Annotated in this window: 13 protein-coding genes; 3 read left to right on the top strand and 10 right to left on the bottom strand. The window is 29.1% G+C overall.

Translation table 11 applies throughout. From position 1 onward, the window contains the following. Nucleotides 1–177: 177 nt before the first annotated feature. Complete coding sequence (locus N4A48_RS03840; RefSeq protein WP_293664470.1) at nucleotides 178–891, bottom strand: metallophosphoesterase family protein; 714 nt, start codon at nucleotides 889–891, stop codon at nucleotides 178–180. A gap of 53 nt (nucleotides 892–944) precedes the next feature. After that, nucleotides 945–1,922, bottom strand: coding sequence for a helix-turn-helix domain-containing protein (locus tag N4A48_RS03835; RefSeq protein ID WP_293664469.1), 978 nt, complete (start codon nucleotides 1,920–1,922; stop codon nucleotides 945–947). Nucleotides 1,923–2,168: 246 nt separating this feature from the next. On the opposite strand from N4A48_RS03835, the gene N4A48_RS03830 reads away from it, so the two are divergent. Next, a complete protein-coding gene (locus N4A48_RS03830; RefSeq protein ID WP_293664468.1) occupies nucleotides 2,169–3,506 on the top strand; it encodes an MATE family efflux transporter in 1,338 nt (445 codons plus the stop codon). A 99-nt stretch (nucleotides 3,507–3,605) separates the two neighbouring features. On the opposite strand, the gene N4A48_RS03825 is transcribed toward N4A48_RS03830, so the two are convergent. The 3 genes from N4A48_RS03825 to N4A48_RS03815 form a co-directional block, all read right to left on the bottom strand. Further along, nucleotides 3,606–5,396 (bottom strand): methyl-accepting chemotaxis protein, encoded by a 1,791-nt coding sequence (locus tag N4A48_RS03825; RefSeq protein WP_293664467.1) that lies wholly within the window; start codon nucleotides 5,394–5,396, stop codon nucleotides 3,606–3,608. Between the two features lie 10 nt (nucleotides 5,397–5,406). Then, nucleotides 5,407–6,219: an alpha/beta fold hydrolase gene (locus N4A48_RS03820; protein WP_293664466.1), complete on the bottom strand. Its 813-nt coding sequence runs from the start codon at nucleotides 6,217–6,219 to the stop codon at nucleotides 5,407–5,409. Nucleotides 6,220–6,462: 243 nt separating this feature from the next. Next, nucleotides 6,463–8,907: a heavy metal translocating P-type ATPase gene (locus N4A48_RS03815; RefSeq protein ID WP_293664465.1), complete on the bottom strand. Its 2,445-nt coding sequence runs from the start codon at nucleotides 8,905–8,907 to the stop codon at nucleotides 6,463–6,465. A 182-nt stretch (nucleotides 8,908–9,089) separates the two neighbouring features. Between N4A48_RS03815 and N4A48_RS03810 the strand changes: the two genes are divergently transcribed. Next, nucleotides 9,090–9,725 (top strand): L,D-transpeptidase family protein, encoded by a 636-nt coding sequence (locus N4A48_RS03810; RefSeq protein ID WP_293664464.1) that lies wholly within the window; start codon nucleotides 9,090–9,092, stop codon nucleotides 9,723–9,725. A 57-nt stretch (nucleotides 9,726–9,782) separates the two neighbouring features. Here the strand turns inward: N4A48_RS03810 and N4A48_RS03805 are convergent, their stop codons facing one another. Both N4A48_RS03805 and N4A48_RS03800 read right to left on the bottom strand, forming a co-directional pair. Then, the gene (locus N4A48_RS03805; protein ID WP_293664462.1) at nucleotides 9,783–10,904 is read right to left on the bottom strand and encodes a response regulator; all 1,122 of its coding nucleotides are present in this window, start codon (nucleotides 10,902–10,904) and stop codon (nucleotides 9,783–9,785) included. Next, nucleotides 10,897–13,977, bottom strand: a complete 3,081-nt coding sequence (locus N4A48_RS03800) for an ATP-binding protein (RefSeq protein WP_293664460.1) — start codon at nucleotides 13,975–13,977, stop codon at nucleotides 10,897–10,899. Before N4A48_RS03800 ends, N4A48_RS03805 begins: the two co-directional genes overlap by 8 nt. Nucleotides 13,978–14,060: 83 nt before the next feature. On the opposite strand from N4A48_RS03800, the gene N4A48_RS03795 reads away from it, so the two are divergent. Next, nucleotides 14,061–14,189: an aminomethyltransferase beta-barrel domain-containing protein gene (locus tag N4A48_RS03795; protein ID WP_293664458.1), complete on the top strand. Its 129-nt coding sequence runs from the start codon at nucleotides 14,061–14,063 to the stop codon at nucleotides 14,187–14,189. 67 nt (nucleotides 14,190–14,256) lie between these two features. Here N4A48_RS03795 and opp4C read toward each other — a convergent pair whose 3' ends face one another. The 3 genes from opp4C to N4A48_RS03780 all read right to left on the bottom strand — a co-directional run bounded on the left by opp4C (nucleotide 14,257) and on the right by N4A48_RS03780 (nucleotide 17,857). Continuing rightward, nucleotides 14,257–15,129 carry an oligopeptide ABC transporter permease gene (gene opp4C, locus N4A48_RS03790; RefSeq protein WP_293664456.1) on the bottom strand — a complete coding sequence of 291 codons (873 nt, stop codon included), beginning with the start codon at nucleotides 15,127–15,129 and terminating at the stop codon, nucleotides 14,257–14,259. Nucleotides 15,130–15,143: 14 nt separating this feature from the next. Continuing rightward, entirely contained in the window at nucleotides 15,144–16,106 is a 963-nt protein-coding gene (locus N4A48_RS03785; RefSeq protein ID WP_293664455.1) for an ABC transporter permease, read from the bottom strand. Nucleotides 16,107–16,177: 71 nt separating this feature from the next. Further along, nucleotides 16,178–17,857, bottom strand: coding sequence for a peptide-binding protein (locus tag N4A48_RS03780; protein WP_293664454.1), 1,680 nt, complete (start codon nucleotides 17,855–17,857; stop codon nucleotides 16,178–16,180). Nucleotides 17,858–17,861 lie beyond the last annotated feature (4 nt).

Below are 17,861 nucleotides of genomic sequence, written 5' to 3'. Positions count from 1 at the left end.
TGTCCATTTGGGCATTCTCCTTTGTTTTGTATTTGGTCGGCAAACCTAAATACTATTCTAACAAAGGAGTTTTTTCTTTTCTACTCACCGCTGGAAGCTTTTTAGAACCACCCGCATAGCAGGTGGTTTTCATATATACAACAAAAACTGGTAGAGAAATTCGATTCTCTACCAGTTCTATGCTCTTCCAGTTCTTATAATTTGTGCAAACTCATTAGGTAAAACACTTTCTTCTATAGCCTTTGCTGTCTTTTCAAAATCATATCTAACTTGTACGATTTCTATATCTACATTATCTTCCTTTACATCTATTATTACATAGTTTGCATCTGGACTTCCTGTTTTTGACTTCCCTACACTTCCACTATTTACAAGCATCTTTTTTTCGTACATTTTATAATACGGTTTATGAGTATGCCCACATACTAAAATATCTCCTGTAAAACTCTCCATAACTTCTTTAGATTCTTTAGAATTTTCTTTTAAGTACTCATTTAACTTTCTTGGACTTCCATGAACGAATGTAATAGTCTTTCCTTCAAATGTCAAAGTCATTTTTTTTGGAAGATTTGCTAAAAATTCTTTATTTTCTTCACTTGTATTTTCAATGCTCCACATAAGAGATTTTGTTGCATTCTCAGCATCCTTAGGATCTGGATAATCACATCCACATATCAACCTTATATTACCTACAGCATCATCATAATTCCCCATTACAGTTAATATATTTTCTTTTCTTATTAAATCTATTACTTCATTTGGAAATGTAGCATAGCCTACTAAATCTCCAACACAAACCGTTAAATCTATATTTTTCTCTTTTATATCCTTTACTACTTCCTCTAGAGCATACATATTACTGTGAACATCTGATATTACTGCTATTTTCATATTAATTCCCTCCATATATGTATTTGTAACGTATACTTTACTATATCAATTGTCTATACTATATTCTGCATATCTCGATATTTTTTAGGCGTTACTCCATACATTTTTTTAAAAACACCTGAAAAGTGACCTGCATTATTATAGCCTACCTCATTTGCAATACTTTTAATGCTATAATTAGAATCTCTTAATAAGATTAAAGCATGATTCATTCGTAATGTCTTAAAATATTCATACGTTGTAGTTCCATAAGTTTTTTTAAATGCTAATTGAAATCGTGTTGTACTCATATTGGCAATTTTTGAAAAATCTTTAATAGAAAGATATTTAGATAAACTCTTTTCCATAAATTTAATTACTTTTTTTAATACCCTTAAATCATTTTTGCTAAGTTTTACATTCAAACCTTCTTTTTTTAATGATTGCTCATGTCTATATGTGGCTAGTGCTAAAAGTTCTAATACTTTTCCCTCTAAATAAATATGTTGTGATACTCCTGTTGCTTTACAACTTTTAATCTGCTGAAAAATAAAATTAAGCTCTGGTAGGTTTGGACTTATGGTTAAAAATTTCATAGCATTTTTTGCTTCATAGTAATTATCTTTATACCTTTCCTTTAGAAAAGTATCATAATACTCCTGAGAAATCACAACTTTTGTAAAACACACTCGTTTTTTTGCTTTACAATATACGTGTATCTGTTTAGTCTTATTTATATAGCAAAAAACTCCTTTTTTTACTGCTTTTATATTCTGCTTCCCTATTTTAAAAGCACTAGAATTTGTTTCAAATTGACTTATTTCTATATAACTTTGGCTGATTTCAGATATCTTTTCAAAATCTTCATTTGGCATATAATCAGCGATTAAGAACATGAACATATCATTAAAAGAAATAATACGAAGACTACCTTGACCATATTGAGACTTCATCCTATAAAAATAATCTCCTTCTTGTGAATACTCAGGTAATAATGTAAAAAACAATTTTTCCATAGAATTTAGGTAGTATTCTTGTATTGTTTGACTCATCTTCTTACCTCCTATATCCCATCTAACATATATTTTTATTATATCATACAAAAACATAATTATATCACGATATTACTAATTTTTATCTATATACAATCAGCTGTATATATTGAATTCACCACATATTTTCTATATTTTACAAAGCCTATTATGGAACATAACTTAGTGTTGTTATTATTCAAAAACTAACTATAATAAAAGTGTAGTAATATTTTGGAAAATTTTTCAAGGAAAGAGGTTTTTTAAATGAATAATAGAATCAAACTTATAAGTGAAGGAAATGTTACAAAATCTCTATTTAAACTTGGCATTCCAATGGTTGTTAGTATGCTTGTTATAGCTCTATATAATGTTGTGGATACATATTTTGTATCCAGTCTTGGAACAAGTCAAGTTGCTGCTGTCTCAGTTGCATTTCCTATTTCTTTAATTTTTTCAGGTATAGGCTTGACATTTGGTACTGGAGGAGGCTCTTATATTTCAAGACTTCTAGGTTCTAAGGAGTACAAAAAAGCTAATCAAGTAGCATCTACTGCACTTTTCAGTAGTCTAATTATTGGTATACTATTAGTATTAGCTATTTTAGTTTTTTTAAATCCTGTTTTAAAATTTATGGGTGCTACCCAAACAATTTTACCTTATGCAAGAAGTTATGCTGTAATCTTTGTAATTAGTATGCTTTTTAGTACAGTCAATGTTACAACTGGAAATATTGTAATATCACAAGGAGCATCTAATATTACTTTAACTGCTATGATAGTTGGTTCTGTTTTAAATATGATTTTAGACCCTATATGTATCTTTTTATTAGATATGGGAATACAGGGTGCAGCTATAGCAACCCTAATATCTCAGATTATAACTTCTGGAATATATACAAGATTTTTTTATAGTGACAAAAATTATATTAAAATCAAACTATCTAACTTTAGTCCTAATAAAAAAACTTATATAGAAATTATTAAAATTGGTATATCCATGCTGCTTTTACAAGTTCTTTCTAGTTTATCAATGAGCCTTATTTCAAAATCTGCTAGTACTTATGGAGATGAAGCAGTTGCTGCTATTGGAATAGTTCTTAGAATTGTAACCCTTGGAACTAATGTTGTATTTGGATTCATGAAGGGATTTCAACCAATGGCTGGATTTAATTATGGTGCTAAAAATTATGAAAGATTAAAAGAAGCTACAATTAGCAGCATGAAATTAACAACAGCTTTTTGTATTATTTGGACTATCATTAGTTTTGCTTTTGCTAATCCTGTAGTTTCATTATTTAGCACAGATCAAAATGTAATACAGATTGCTGATAGAGCTTTAAAAGCAAACACAATTATGTTTTTTACATTTGGTTTTCAGTTTACCTACTCTACACTGTACTTATCCCTCGGAAAAGCTCTATCTGGAGGAATTTTAAGTATTTGTCGTCAAGGAATCTTTTTCATCCCTGTGATTTTGATTCTATCTTCAAAATTTGGATTAAATGGAATCCTATATTCACAAGCTTTAGCCGATTTATTGACTACAATAGTAACAGCTTTCTTTGCTATGAAAATTAAATTACCCCAAAATGTAAACAATTAGTTAATATTTAAAATAACTACATCCACAAATAAAGGGGATTTAACACATTATCGGTATTTGAATCCCTTTTATTTGCAATTAGAAACATAATATATATTTTTAAATCTCAAATTTTACTACTTCATTTTTTAAAACTTTTGCAGATTCATTTAAATCATTAGCCATTACAGATACCTTGTTTATACTTGTTACTTGCTCTTTTGTATTAGAACTCAATTTTTGAGTAGAAATTGCTGCTTCTTCAGTTATAGTAGATATACTATCTATAGACTTAACTACTTTTATCTTCTCATCATTAATCTTAATTATACTACTAAATAAGTTATTAACTCTTTCAATCATTTGTTCTACTGAATTATTTATAAGTTGAAAAGAGTTATAAGCATTATCAGAAACTTTGGTAGTTTCATCCATTATAATTTGAGCTCTTCTTACATTTACCTTTGTATTCTCTACTTCCAATTGCATGTTTTCTATTATTTCTCTTACATCATTAGTTGCTTTATCTGTTTGTTCTGAAAGTTTTCTTATTTCATCTGCTACTACAGCAAACCCTTTGCCTGATTCTCCTGCTCTTGCTGCCTCTATACTAGCATTTAAAGATAGTAGATTAGTTTGACTTGCAATATCAGTTATTGCATTGATAATATCATCAATTAGTAATGAATTATTTGATAAATCAGAAACATTCTTTGCTATATCCTTAGTTACATTAACATTATCTTCAAATTTAAACTTCAACTCGTCTATTACTTTAATTCCTTTTTTACTAGCTTGTCCTGCATTGTCTACATATTGTTTTACTAAATTAGAACTTTCTATTGTATTGTTAATTTCGCTATCTAAACCTGATAATTTAAAAACTGCATCTTTAGATTCTAATGCTTGATTAGAAGATCCTTGAGATAATTCTTCTACAGATACAGCTACTAAATCTATAGAATTTAGTGTTTCACTTGACAAATCAGATAATTTTTTAGAATAATTCTGATTCTTTTCTGTTTGATTCAAAATTTCTTTTATAAATTTTTTGAAATTATTTTTCATTACATATATGTCTCTGCTTATATTCCCTAGTTCATCACAAGTAATTCTAGTTATATCTACATTTAATTTTTTCTCTGAAATACTGTTTATAACAGATTCTATTTGACATATATTCTTTTTTATATTGCTTATAAATATATATGCATACACACTAATTACATAAACTAAAATAATAAAAGTAGATATAAAATAACTTCTATATTTATCTACATCAAGTAATCCGGTATTGAAGCTATATACTAGATACCAATAGCAAAATGTTGTTAAAGTTAATGTTGATAAAATAACGAACAGTATTTTTTTACCTAATCCAAACTTGATATACTTAGATTCTTCTATATCGATTTCATAAAGCTTTTTTTCTAAAAATATCTCAAATAATAATTTTTCTGAGTTAAGGTAATTACACATAAATCCTATTATGGCTAAACATAATCCTATTATAAAAGAAATTAAATATTGTTCAGCAAGAATAGGAATAAATATATTTGTAAAAAAAAGAATGCTAGGAACCCCTAATGCCCACCTAAAAAACATAACAATTCCTTCTCTTAAAGGGAATCTTAGTAACTTCTCTTTTACTTTACATAAGTTAGAATAATCACACTCCGAATCTTCATAAATTATCTTTAAATTGTCATATAAAAGTTTTTTTCTAAATGTTAATCCTACTAATATATTTATAATAACAGCAATTACCAGCCCTAAAACACCAGGAAAAAATCTATCTCCATAAAAATTCCCAACTAAAAAAGTTCCTATAACAGCTATTGGTATTACTACTGCATATGTTACTAACTCCAATACTAATGTTAACTTCCAAAACAATTGCTTAGATCTCATGTAGCTCCCCCTACTTTACAAATTCTATAAAATCATTATTAAAAATTTCCGGTTCCTCCATAAACAATATATGCCCACATTTTGGGTAGTTTATTACTTTAGCATCTGAAATTTCTTTTTCCATATAATTAACTGTTTCTAAAGTACAAAAAGCACTTTCTTCACCCCTAGTTACTAAGCAAGGTACTTTAATCTTTGATAATTCTGCTCTATAATCTTTATTTGACATAGATATCCAACAATCTACAACCACATGAGGAGTATTCTTTCTTACTTGGTCATACACCCAATCCATATCCGCTTTTAATCTGCATCCTGAAGTTGCAAATAATGATGGTACAAAGTTCTCAATTAACTTTGGCCAATCTCCAGCAGCATTTGCAATATGATTTAAATTATCTTGATGTGTAAATTCACCGAACAATCCCATATTCCAATTCGAATCAGCTATAACTTTAGGTGTCATATCTATAAAACAAACTTTATCTAATTTATCACAACTGAATTGTCTTATATACTCTAAAATAATAGTGGTTCCCATAGACCATCCCGCAACTACTACATCTTCTAATTTTAAATAATCAATTAAATTTCTTAAATCTCTTGCTAATCTCTCCATAGTTAGTCCATTCTCAGGTATCTCTGATATTCCATGCCCCCTCAAATCATAAGTGATCACTTTATAATTTTTAGACAACTCGCATACTTGTTTTCTAAAAAATTCATGATTACAAGTCCATCCATGAATAAAAATTATAGGTTTTCCTTTTCCCTCTATCTCATAATAAATTTTATTATTATCATCTGTTAAAAAATAAGACATATAAAACACCCCTTTTTGTTATAATCTTCCATAATTTTAGTTATTCTACAAATAAATTGTAATTCCTTCAATCTACATGTTATTTAAATACATTTTTTACCACAAACTGATAATTTATCTACTTCATGTAGCCAACAATCTATACGGGCGCCGTTTCTCAAAAGTTTCAATTTCCCATAAAAAATAGCCCAATATTTTTATACTGGACTATTTTCATCTAAAAAACTATATTATTTTTCAATTTTACGCTTTAAATTTTCTCAATCTCAACGCATTACTCACAACAGATACAGAACTTAAAGCCATAGCCCCTGCTGCAAACATTGGATTAAGCTTTGGTCCACCTAAGGCATAAAATATTCCTGCTGCAAGAGGTATTCCAGCAGTATTATATGCAAATGCCCAGAATAGATTCTGCTTAATATTTCTTATAGTGCTTTTACTTAACTTTATAGCAGTAACAACATCAACTAAATCACTTTTCATAAGTACTATATCTGCTGATTCCATTGCAACATCGGTACCAGAACCAATAGCAATACCTATATCTGCTTGTGCTAGAGCTGGAGCATCATTTATACCATCCCCAACCATTGCTACAACCTTATCTTTTTCTTGAAGCTTTTTGACTTCATTTGATTTATCCTCTGGAAGTACTTGAGCTAAAACTACATCTATTCCAACTTGCTTTGCAATAGCACTAGCAGTTTTTTTATTATCACCTGTAATCATAGCAACTTCTATTCCCATCTCATGAAGCATATCTATAGCTTTTTTACTACTTTCTTTTACTACATCTGCAACAGCAATAATACCTTCTAACTTACCGTTAACAGATATATACATAGGTGTTTTCCCTTCACCTGCAAGCTTATCCGATTCTTCTTTTAAACTTATATCTATATTTTTATCCTTCATTAATTTTTCATTACCTAAATATATTCTATTATTATTTATCTCAACTTCTATTCCATGACCAGGTATAGCATAGAACTTATCTAAATTTAATAAAGAAATATTTTTTTCTTCTGCTTCTTTTACAATAGCTTCTCCTAATGGATGCTCTGATCCTTTTTCAGCAGAGGCAGCAATTTGAAGTACTTCTTCTTCTGTATAATTATCTAACGTAATTATATCTGTAAGCTTTGGCTTTCCCTCTGTTATAGTTCCTGTTTTATCAAATACAACTGTTTCTATTCTATGAGCTGATTCAAGTGCTCCTCCACTTTTAATTAAAACACCATTTTCTGCTCCTTTTCCTGTTCCAACCATTATAGCTGTTGGTGTTGCAAGTCCTAGAGCACATGGGCAGGCTACAACCAAAACAGATATAAATATAGTTAAAGAAAATATTAAAGGCTCTCCTGAAATATACCAAGTAATCCCTGATATTAAAGCAACTCCCATAACTATAGGAACAAAATAACCAGCTATTATATCTGCAAGCTTTGCAATAGGTGCTTTACTACCTTGTGCTTCTTCTACTAACTTAATAATTTGAGAAAGAGCTGTATCTTTTCCTACTTTAGTTGCCCTAAATTTAATTACACCATTTTTGTTGATACTTGCTCCTACTATCTTATCTCCTGCTTTTTTTTCAACAGGAATACTTTCTCCTGTAAGCATAGATTCATCAACAGAAGTATGGCCTTCTATAACAACTCCATCAACAGGAATTTTTTCTCCAGGCTTTACTAGAACTATATCTCCTTCTTCAACTTCTTCAATATTAATAGTTATTTCCTCACCATCTTGAATAACTATTGCAGTTTTAGGCTGCATACCTACAAGTTTTTTTATTGCCTCTGAAGTTTTTCCTTTTGAAACTGATTCTAAGTATTTTCCAAGAAGTATTAAAGTTATAATAACTCCTGCTGTTTCAAAGTACAAATCCTTTGCATATTCTAGATTCCCATTAATAATTTGGTATATAGCATATAAACCATATATTATAGCTGCACTCGTTCCTACAGCAATTAGTGAATCCATATTTGGGCTTCCTTTAAACAATGATCTAAACCCTACAGTATAAAACTTATTCCCTGCTATTACTACAGGTATAGTTAACAATATTTGAATCAATGCAAAATTCAAAGGATTATACATAGGATCAATAATACTCGGTAACGGTAATCCAATCATATGGCCCATTGCAATATAAAAGAGAGGAATTGCAAATATACTAGATAAAATAAATTTTTTAAACAATGTATTTATTTCTTTTTCTTTCTTTTCTTGGTCTTGATCTTGTAGTTTCTTAGCTTCTATATCTAAAGGTGTATATCCAGCTTTTTTGATTGCATTCTTTATCTCTGAAATCCTTACCTTATCTGCATCATAAATTACCTTTGCCTTGTTAGTAGCAATATTTACATCTACAGATTTTATTCCTTCTAATTTGTTGATAGCCCTATCAACAGCACTTTGGCAAGATGCTCAACTCATTCCTTGTATTGGAATAATAATTTCTCTTATATCTTCATTACTAATTGCTTTAAATCCAGCCTTACTCACACCATCTATAATTTCTTGCTCAGAAATAACATCTTCACTATATTTTATTTCCATTTTTTGTGTAGCTAAGTTAACACTAGCCTCTTGTACTCCATTTAATTTGTTCATTGCTTTTTCTAGATTATTTACACAAGAAGCACAATGTAGCCCTTCTATATTAAAATTTTTATTCATCTCTAAATCTCAACCTCCTTTATACCCCACCCCCCTATACTGGATGGTACTTTTATTTAAACATATACAATTATTCTTGTCAATATAATTAAAATTTATAAACTTCATATCATTATTTACAATAATATCTTATAATAATTTTATATAATAATTTTCGCTTTACAAGGAGGAATAAAATATTTATGAAAATTTTTAAAATAATCAAACTCACGGGAATGTTATTAGTATTTGGTTTTATAGGTTATGTTTTATCAACATATTTATTAAACAGTTATAAAGATACTTCTGAGAAAATTGAAGTTAAACCTCAAAATACTTCAATAAAGAGGTCTAAAGAAGATAATAAAGTTAAACCTAAAGGCACTTTAATAAAGATATTCAAAGAAGAAAGATTATTAGAATTATATAATGATGGTGAATTAATTTACAAATTTAATATAGGTCTTGGTTCTGCCCCTGTGGGTGATAAGAATAAAGAAGGAGATAGAAAAACACCTGTTGGAAAATATTATGTTTGTACTAGGAATGATAAAAGTAGATTTACACTTTTTTTAGGAATAAGCTATCCTAATATCGAGGATGCAAAAAGAGGTTTGGAAAGTGGCTTGATAAACCAAGATACTTTTGAGCAAATAAAGCAAGCAAATATAAATCAAGCACTACCTCCTTGGAAAACTCCACTTGGAGGAGAGGTTGGAATACATGGTGGTGGAAGCTCTTCGGACTGGACTTGGGGATGCATAGCATTATCTGATGAAAATATTAAAATTCTTTGGAAATATACTAAGCTAAAAACTCCAGTTGAAATTTATGAATAAAGAGCCTCGTGAAAATTACTTATTTTCACGAGGCTTTCACTTTTAAATTTTGTTATATCAAATCATTTTACAAATACAATTCTCATAAATTCTTTTGATAACATCACTTGGTCCTACTCCTAATTCACGTTTAAAATCCTTAGACATATTCTTATAATGTTTTTTTAAACTAGTGTAATCTTCTAGATTTATATAAGCACGTAGTAATATTGCATGAATTTCCTCACTATATGGATTTTTTTTAAGTATTTCCTTTAAATAAAAAATCGCTTCGCTATATTTACCTTCTAACATATAGAAATCTGATATTTTCCCAAGCATATTCAAATAAATACTATTAAATCGTGCTTGTTCATTCTTAGCCCAATAATAATCATTTTCTTCTAAGTAATCTGCTCTATATAATTGGATTGTTTTTTCGAATAATTCTATATTTTTGCTGTTTACTATTTTATTCCTATTAAACGTACTCTCAAATTTTTCAATGTCAAAAAATATTCTACCTATATCAAATTTATACATTTCATTTGAATACATAATTGATTTATCAAGGTTTATAGATTTTAACCCATTCCTTACATAATATATAGTGGTATGCAAGAGCTTGGTTGCTTGTTCTTCTTCTTTGTCATTCCAAAGGTATTCAATTATTTGGGATTTATGTACAAACTTACCTCTTTTATGTACAAGATATGCAGCAAGCTCTTTTGCTTTAGAAGTACGCCATTTGATACATTTTTTATCTCTTATTATTTCAAAATTCCCAAAGCACAAAATTTTATTTTCTTCCTTATTTTCCTTTGGTTGAAATATATCTTTATGTATTTTCAAAATCCTCTCTATCGTCTTATCCATTCTTCTTTTTAGTACTGGCTTCATTACATAATCTATTGCATCCACTTCAAATGCATCCACGGCATAATCATTATAAGCTGTAACAAATACGATTTTCACATTGTTGTCTATTTCTAATATTTTCTCTGCCGCTTCAATCCCTTTCATCTTTGGCATTTCAATGTCTAAAAAAATTAAATTTACTTTTTCCTTTTTTATTTTTTCAAAAACTTTAGTTATATCTGTATATGCTCCTATAATTTCAATACAATCATATTCTTTGAGAAGACGCTCTAAATTATTTAGTGACGGTCTTTCATCATCAATCAATATAGTTCTAATCAAAAACCTCACCTCTCTCATGTGGAATCTTAATGCAAACTGTTGTTCCCTTTTCAACTTCACTTTCAATCTCTATTCCATATCCATAAATTCGTTTCAATCTCTTCGTTATATTTCTAAGACCTACACTTTTTCCTATAATCTTCTCATTTTGAATAGCTATCTGTTTATCCATAGATATACCAACACCATCATCTTCTACTTTGATGATAATAAAGTCCCCACTTTCTTTAATAGAAATTTTTATATTCCCACCTTCTTCTTTTTTCAATATTCCATGCTTCACTGCATTTTCTACTATTGGCTGCAAAATTAGTGTGGGAATCATAAAGTTATTACAATCAATTTCATATTGACAGTTTATTCTTTCCTCAAATCGAGCTTTTTCAATTTCTAGATAAGACTGTATAAACTCTATTTCTTTTTCAATTCTCACAAATTTATCCATATTACTAAAATCAAAGCTACTTCTTAAATAATTGCTTAACTCCATAATTAATTCGGCTGCTTTTTCAGAATCTGTCCAGCAAAATGACACGATTGTATTTAATGCATTATACAAAAAATGTGGTTTTATTTGAGCCTGTAAAAATGCCATTTCTGCATGAATTGCATTATGAACGGATTTTTTTAGTTCAACAAGTGTTTTTACACGAGCTCTTAATTCACTCATTTCAAAAGGTTTTAGTAGAAAATCATTTGCCCCTGATTCAAATCCTGTCAAAATAGATTCTGGATTATTCTGTGCTGTAAGCATAAGCACAGGCAAGTCATAAACAGAATAGTTATCACGAATCTTTCTACATACTTCATACCCTGACATTTCTGGCATCATAATATCAAGAATAATAAGATCTATTTTTTTATTTTTTGAAATCACATTTAATGCTTGCTTTCCGTTTGTAGTTGCAATAACAGAATATCTCTCAGTAGACAATATATTGACAAGAGAATGCAAATTTATATAATCATCATCGACTATTAATACAGTGAATTCTCCATCCTGCTCAAAACTTACTAATTCTTCATAGAATTTTTGTTGTAAATGATTGTCTTCAAATATTCTTTCTTTTTTATAGATAGCAATTTCTTCTCTATCATCACTAACCGGCATAGTAAAAGTAAATTTTGACCCTTTTCCAACTTCTGATGTTACCCATATTTTCCCTTCCTGTATTTCTATAAGCTTCTTTGTAATACTAAGACCTAGTCCAGTGCCTCCATATAATCTTGTTAAAGATGTATCTACCTGTTCAAAAGACTTAAAAATATCTTCTAACTTCTTGTTTGGTATTCCAATACCTGTATCTTCCACACTTATTTCCACCATATTGTTGTTTTGTACAGCTGAAATATTTACTTTGCCTTTTTTCGTAAACTTCACAGCATTTCCCAATAAATTATATATAATTTGTATTATCCGATCCTTATCTGCATAAACAAAAGGGATATCTTTTGGTATATCATTATTCAATATAATCTCCTTATTTACAAGAAGATATCTTTGCACATCTAATACATTTTGGACAATGTGATATAAGTCTACACTCTTTCTATCAAGTTTTATATCTCCATATTTTAATTTGGAATAATCCAATATTTCATTCACAAGATTTGCCAGTCTTCTTCCGTTTGATACAACCAAAGATAAATTTTCTTTTTGTCTTTCGTTTATTTGCCCTTCTATACTTTGTAACACCGATTCTGTAATACTAATCATGCCATGAAGTGGTGTTCTCAATTCATGAGAGGTATTTGCAAGAAACTCATCTTTAAGCTTATTTAATGAAATCATTCTATCTGATAATTCTTCAACTTCATCAAATGTTTTTGAATATTTTGCTGCTAAAATATATGCTTGTATGAATAACATGATAAATATTGTAAAACCTATCAATCCACCAGGCTCACTTTCAATCACATTCATATAATATAAACAGTCGTTAATATAAGCTACAAAGAAAAATACAATTCCTAAAAATAATAAAGTTGCTCCTTGTTTTTTTCTTCGTACAGCTGTAATAACCGATATTAATATATTATATAATATCACAGTTGCAAAAACTTCAATAACTATTAAATACCTCGTATAAATATACATAGGTGTAAGAACTATTATAATTGTAAATACCAGTGATATACAGACAAAAACTTTCACAACTTTCTTTGAAGATTCATCAGGATAAACCTCATGAATAAAAGCAAACCATATGGTTGTTCCCCAACAAATTGTCGTATATTCAATGCATATTAGCCAATCAAAATCTATTGTAGGAATTAAGGTAATTATAAAATATTCTCCTGTAAAAAAAATTCTCAATGCCATCCCCAATAGTAATACTATAAAATATAAAATAGATTTATTTTTTCTTTGTAGCCAGTATATAGCTACATGATAAAATATCATACTCAAAATAGCACCTAAAAAAAGCATCTCTCTTCTTGCTGAATTTTCTTTCATTGTTCTTATTTGTTTAATTGTTCCTAAATTTATAGAATGCCAAAATCCACCTCTAGCATAGGTATAATTCGATATTTGTACAATAATTTCAAATTCATTAGAATTATTTTTAAAATGAACAATTTGTGGGTTATACTTAGGTACAGTAGTTTCTTTACTTTTTCCAACAATGCCACTAGTTGCAATAGTCTCGCTGTTTATCATAAGTTTGTAGGCAGTAGATTGTGTCAATATTTTTAAACCTTTTAAATTATCTATATCATTTGTTTTTATCTTTAATCTATAAGTGCCATATCCTTTTCCTGAAGTCTTTATATTTTCTATTTTATATTTATTCCATATACCAGGTACATTAACATACCCACTAGGCCTATAATTTTCATCTTCTCCATGTAATTGATCATATGTAATTAATTGATTCCAATAAAATTCCCACTCTCCATCAAGCTTTATAGGTCCATCTTTTTGAAAATCCCAATGAGTAATATCTAATATGCCTTTTTTTGCTGCAGGCATCTTTTTATGCATCCCTGAGCGATGAGTAAAAATCAAAAATATTCCTATAAGTATAATAGATATAATAATGATGTATTTTTTATTTATAAAAGATTTCATTTACAAACCACCTTTTTATTTTATGCTTATTATTACTTTAACATGAAATTAACTCTGAAGACTATTTTTTCCTAAATAAATCCTTGTCTGATGGTAGTTGTACAGTAGAATTTAATCAACCAGCTAAAGCTATTACAGAAGATCAATTTGTTGTATTTTACAAAGAAGAACAATGTCTAGGTGAAGGAATAATAGATAAAGCAATAAGATAAAACAGTAAACTTACTAGTTAATCAAAAATAAGTATAGAAATATAAAATATTTCTATACTTATTTTATTTATATATCAAACTTAGGATCAAGTGCATCTCTAAGTCCATCTCCTATAAAATTTATAGACAGTACAGTTAACAAAACAAGAATTCCCGGAGGAAGCCAAAGCCACCACTGAGATTGTAGGGCTCTCATATTTTGAGCTGCTGCAAGCATATTCCCCCAACTCGGTTGAGGAGGCCTAACTCCCATTCCTAAAAAGCTCAAAGCTGCTTCTGAAAGTATACCATCTGCTATTGAAATAGTTGAATATACTATGATAGAAGATGTTATATTCGGAATTAAATGTTTTATTATTATTCTTATAGGTGTTGCTCCTAAAATCTTTGCTGCTTGTATAAATTCCCTTTCTTTTAGAGCCATTACCTCCGCTCTCACTATTCTTGCAAGTTTTGTCCATGAAAGTATTCCAATTATAATAACTATATTCCATATGCTAGGACCTAAGATTGAAGCCATAGCAATAGCTATAACAAAGAAAGGAAAACACATTATTATATCTACTATCCTCATTATAATCTTGTCAACTATTCCACCACAATAACCCGAAATCACACCAAGTAATATACCTATAATAAGCTGAATAGCTGTAGCAGTAACTCCCACTGTTAACGATACTCTTCCTCCATATACAAGTCTTGTAAAAACATCTCTACCTATTTCATCAGTCCCCAGTACATGCTCTTTACTAGGACTACACTCAATACTGTATAAATCAATATCATCAACCGTATAATCTGTAAACATTGGTGCAAATACTGAAAAAAAAGTTATTAATATTAAAAATAAAAAACCAAACATAGCTAATTTATTTTTTTTCATCTTTATAATAGCTATTTTTCTTGGTGTTAAAATATCCTTGCTACCAACTGCGTCCATATATTTCACCTCAATTAATCATAGCGTATTCTAGGATCTGCTACTACATATAAGATATCTGCTAATAAATTCGAAAGAAGTATTATTACAGAAAGTATCATAAGTATTCCCATAATCAGCGGATAATCTCTATTTAATACAGCTTCATAATTTAACCTTCCAATACCTGGCCATATAAATATTGTTTCTGTAAGAAGAGCTCCTGAAAATAAAGAAGGTATTTGAATACAAAGTATTGTAATTATAGATATTAGTGCATTTCTAAATCCATGTACACATATAACAACTTTTTCGCTCAATCCTTTTGCTCTTGCCGTTCTAATATAATCTTGATTTATAACTTCAAGAATTGATGATCTTGTATATCTCATTATCATAGCTATATTTAAAAAGGATAGAACAATTACAGGTAGGATCATATGCCTAATCACATCTACTATCCCTTTTATGCCAGTATAGTGCTTTCCTACAGTTGTCATTCCAGATACAGGTAATATCTTCAAATCAAAAGCAAACAATTTTATCATAAGTAACCCAAAGAAAAATGAAGGTATAGATATTCCTATAAAAGATATAATAGTGACAATATAATCAAATATGGAATACTTCTTAGTAGCTGATATTATCCCAGCTGGTATAGCAATACAAGTGCTTAATACCATAGAAACTGAAGCTAAAATAAAAGTGTTCCATATTCTTGAATTTATAACAAGTTTTACTGGAGCTTTATAATGTATAGAATAACCTAGATCCCCATGCAATGTCCTTTTTAACCACTTTATATATTTAATAGGCAAAGAATCATAGTATCCGATTTCTTTTAACATATTTTCATACATTTCTTGGGAAATATTAGGGTCTATCATTGTCGAATACGGATTTCCAGGCTGCATATGAACTAATGCAAAAACTATAATGGAAACACCTATTAATACTACTATTAATGTTAGAATTCTTTTAACAAGATATTTTAGCATTTAATGCACCTCTTAAAATTTATATTTACATGACAAAAGGTGATATAAATATCACCTTTTGTTGAATTTCATTATTCATATATAATCCAATTTTCAGCATCAAATAAGTCTAAATGAGTCGTTGGATTGAAATTTTCCAAGTTAGGATTATATGCTATTCTTGTATTTTGACAGAACAGATATACCCAAGGTAATTCATCATTCATCAACTTAGCAAATTTTTCATATATTGCTTTACGCTCATTCATATCTAAAGTAGATAATCCTTGTTCCATTAAAGCATCTGCTTCTTTATTTTTTAAACCAGATATATTCCAACCATATACTCCTTTTTCATCTGATGCTGCAGTTGAGTGCCAATATGGCTTTGGATCTGGGTCTATATCTAAATTATTACCCATTAAGTATAGTTCAAATTCATGGTTTCCAACAACTTGATCCATAAGAGTAGAGAATTCCATACTTGATAATTCTACTTTAACTCCAAGTTCTTTAAGGCTTGCTTGAACAATAGGAGCTATCTTTTCTCTTGTTTTATTTCCTGTAGGATATTTTAATTCCACTACAAATTCTTCATTTTTACTATTTTCAACTATTCCATTACCATCTTTGTCTTCCCATCCAGCTTCTTTTAATAACTCTTTTGCCTTTTCAATATTGTAATCATAATGATTTAATATATCAGACTTTGGATATGCCCATGAAGAAGGTAGCATTGGTGTATTAATAACTACTCCATTACCTTCTATTAGTTTTTCAACCATTAACTTACGATTTATAGCATACATAAATGCTTGTCTTATTTGTTTATCTTTAAATCTTTCATCTCTTAAATTGAATCCCATATATTGAATAAGCTTATTTGGGTACGACTTTATTTTAAATCCATCATTTTCTAATAATTCTATATCTTTATTCTTTAATGTTGTAACATCTGCTATATCAATAGTTTTATTAGCTAATTCAGCTTGTGCTGTATCTTGATTAGTAACTTTGAATATAAATGTTTTAGTTTTTGCTGCTTCTCCATAATAATCATCGAATCTTTCTAATTCAACGTATTGTCCCGACTCAAACTTTGACATCTTATAAGGACCACTACCTATAGGATTATTTAACAATTCATTACTTTCTTTCCACTTAGCTACAGGAACCTCTCCCCAAATATGCTTAGGAATTATTCCTTCAAACCCTATATTTAAAAGTCCAGGAGAATAAACCTCTTCAAACTTAAATTTTATTGTATTTTCATTTAATACTTGAATTCCCTCTATTGATTCTGTTTTTCCTTCATGGTAATCTTTTGCTCCCTTTAAACGCTCAACACTACCATATCCTGCACCTGCGTAATCTTTATCTGCCATTGCCTCAAATGTAAAAGCAACATCTTGAGCTGTTACTGGTTTTCCATCATGCCATTTTGCACCTTTTTTAATATCGAATGTAAAAGATAAATTGTCATCTGATACTTCATATTTTTCAGCTAAGTCACAAACTAACTCTCCATCTTTATTAAATTTAAGTAGTGATGAGTAAGTTAAATCTATAACGTAATCATCATATGTAGTATCATTTAATAATGGATTAAAAACTCCAGTTGGCGAACTCCAAATAGCATAAACCAACTTATCTTTTATTTGTTTGTTGTCACTTTCAGTTTGTTCTTGAGATGTAGTACTACATCCAGTTAATAAACCCATAAATGTCATAATGGATGCAATAAATAAAGCTAATATTTTATTTTTTTTCATATTC

It is taken from the genome of Tepidibacter sp., from assembly GCF_025210165.1.
In the GTDB taxonomy this organism is placed as follows: domain Bacteria; phylum Bacillota; class Clostridia; order Peptostreptococcales; family Peptostreptococcaceae; genus Tepidibacter_A.
Note: the sequence above shows the minus strand (reverse complement) of the source record. Positions and strands in the feature narration are given on the sequence as shown.

Excerpts from the sequence above, each read along its gene's own strand:
- N4A48_RS03820 (WP_293664466.1), bottom strand. The coding sequence starts at position 6,219 with ATGTCTTATTTTTTAACAGATGATAATAATAAAATTTATTATGAGATA.
- opp4C (WP_293664456.1), bottom strand. The coding sequence starts at position 15,129 with ATGGACGCAGTTGGTAGCAAGGATATTTTAACACCAAGAAAAATAGCT.
- N4A48_RS03830 (WP_293664468.1), top strand. The coding sequence starts at position 2,169 with ATGAATAATAGAATCAAACTTATAAGTGAAGGAAATGTTACAAAATCT.
- N4A48_RS03800 (WP_293664460.1), bottom strand. The coding sequence starts at position 13,977 with ATGAAATCTTTTATAAATAAAAAATACATCATTATTATATCTATTATA.
- N4A48_RS03835 (WP_293664469.1), bottom strand. The coding sequence starts at position 1,922 with ATGAGTCAAACAATACAAGAATACTACCTAAATTCTATGGAAAAATTG.
- N4A48_RS03780 (WP_293664454.1), bottom strand. The coding sequence starts at position 17,857 with ATGAAAAAAAATAAAATATTAGCTTTATTTATTGCATCCATTATGACA.
- N4A48_RS03785 (WP_293664455.1), bottom strand. The coding sequence starts at position 16,106 with ATGCTAAAATATCTTGTTAAAAGAATTCTAACATTAATAGTAGTATTA.
- N4A48_RS03810 (WP_293664464.1), top strand. The coding sequence starts at position 9,090 with ATGAAAATTTTTAAAATAATCAAACTCACGGGAATGTTATTAGTATTT.
- N4A48_RS03825 (WP_293664467.1), bottom strand. The coding sequence starts at position 5,396 with ATGAGATCTAAGCAATTGTTTTGGAAGTTAACATTAGTATTGGAGTTA.
- N4A48_RS03840 (WP_293664470.1), bottom strand. The coding sequence starts at position 891 with ATGAAAATAGCAGTAATATCAGATGTTCACAGTAATATGTATGCTCTA.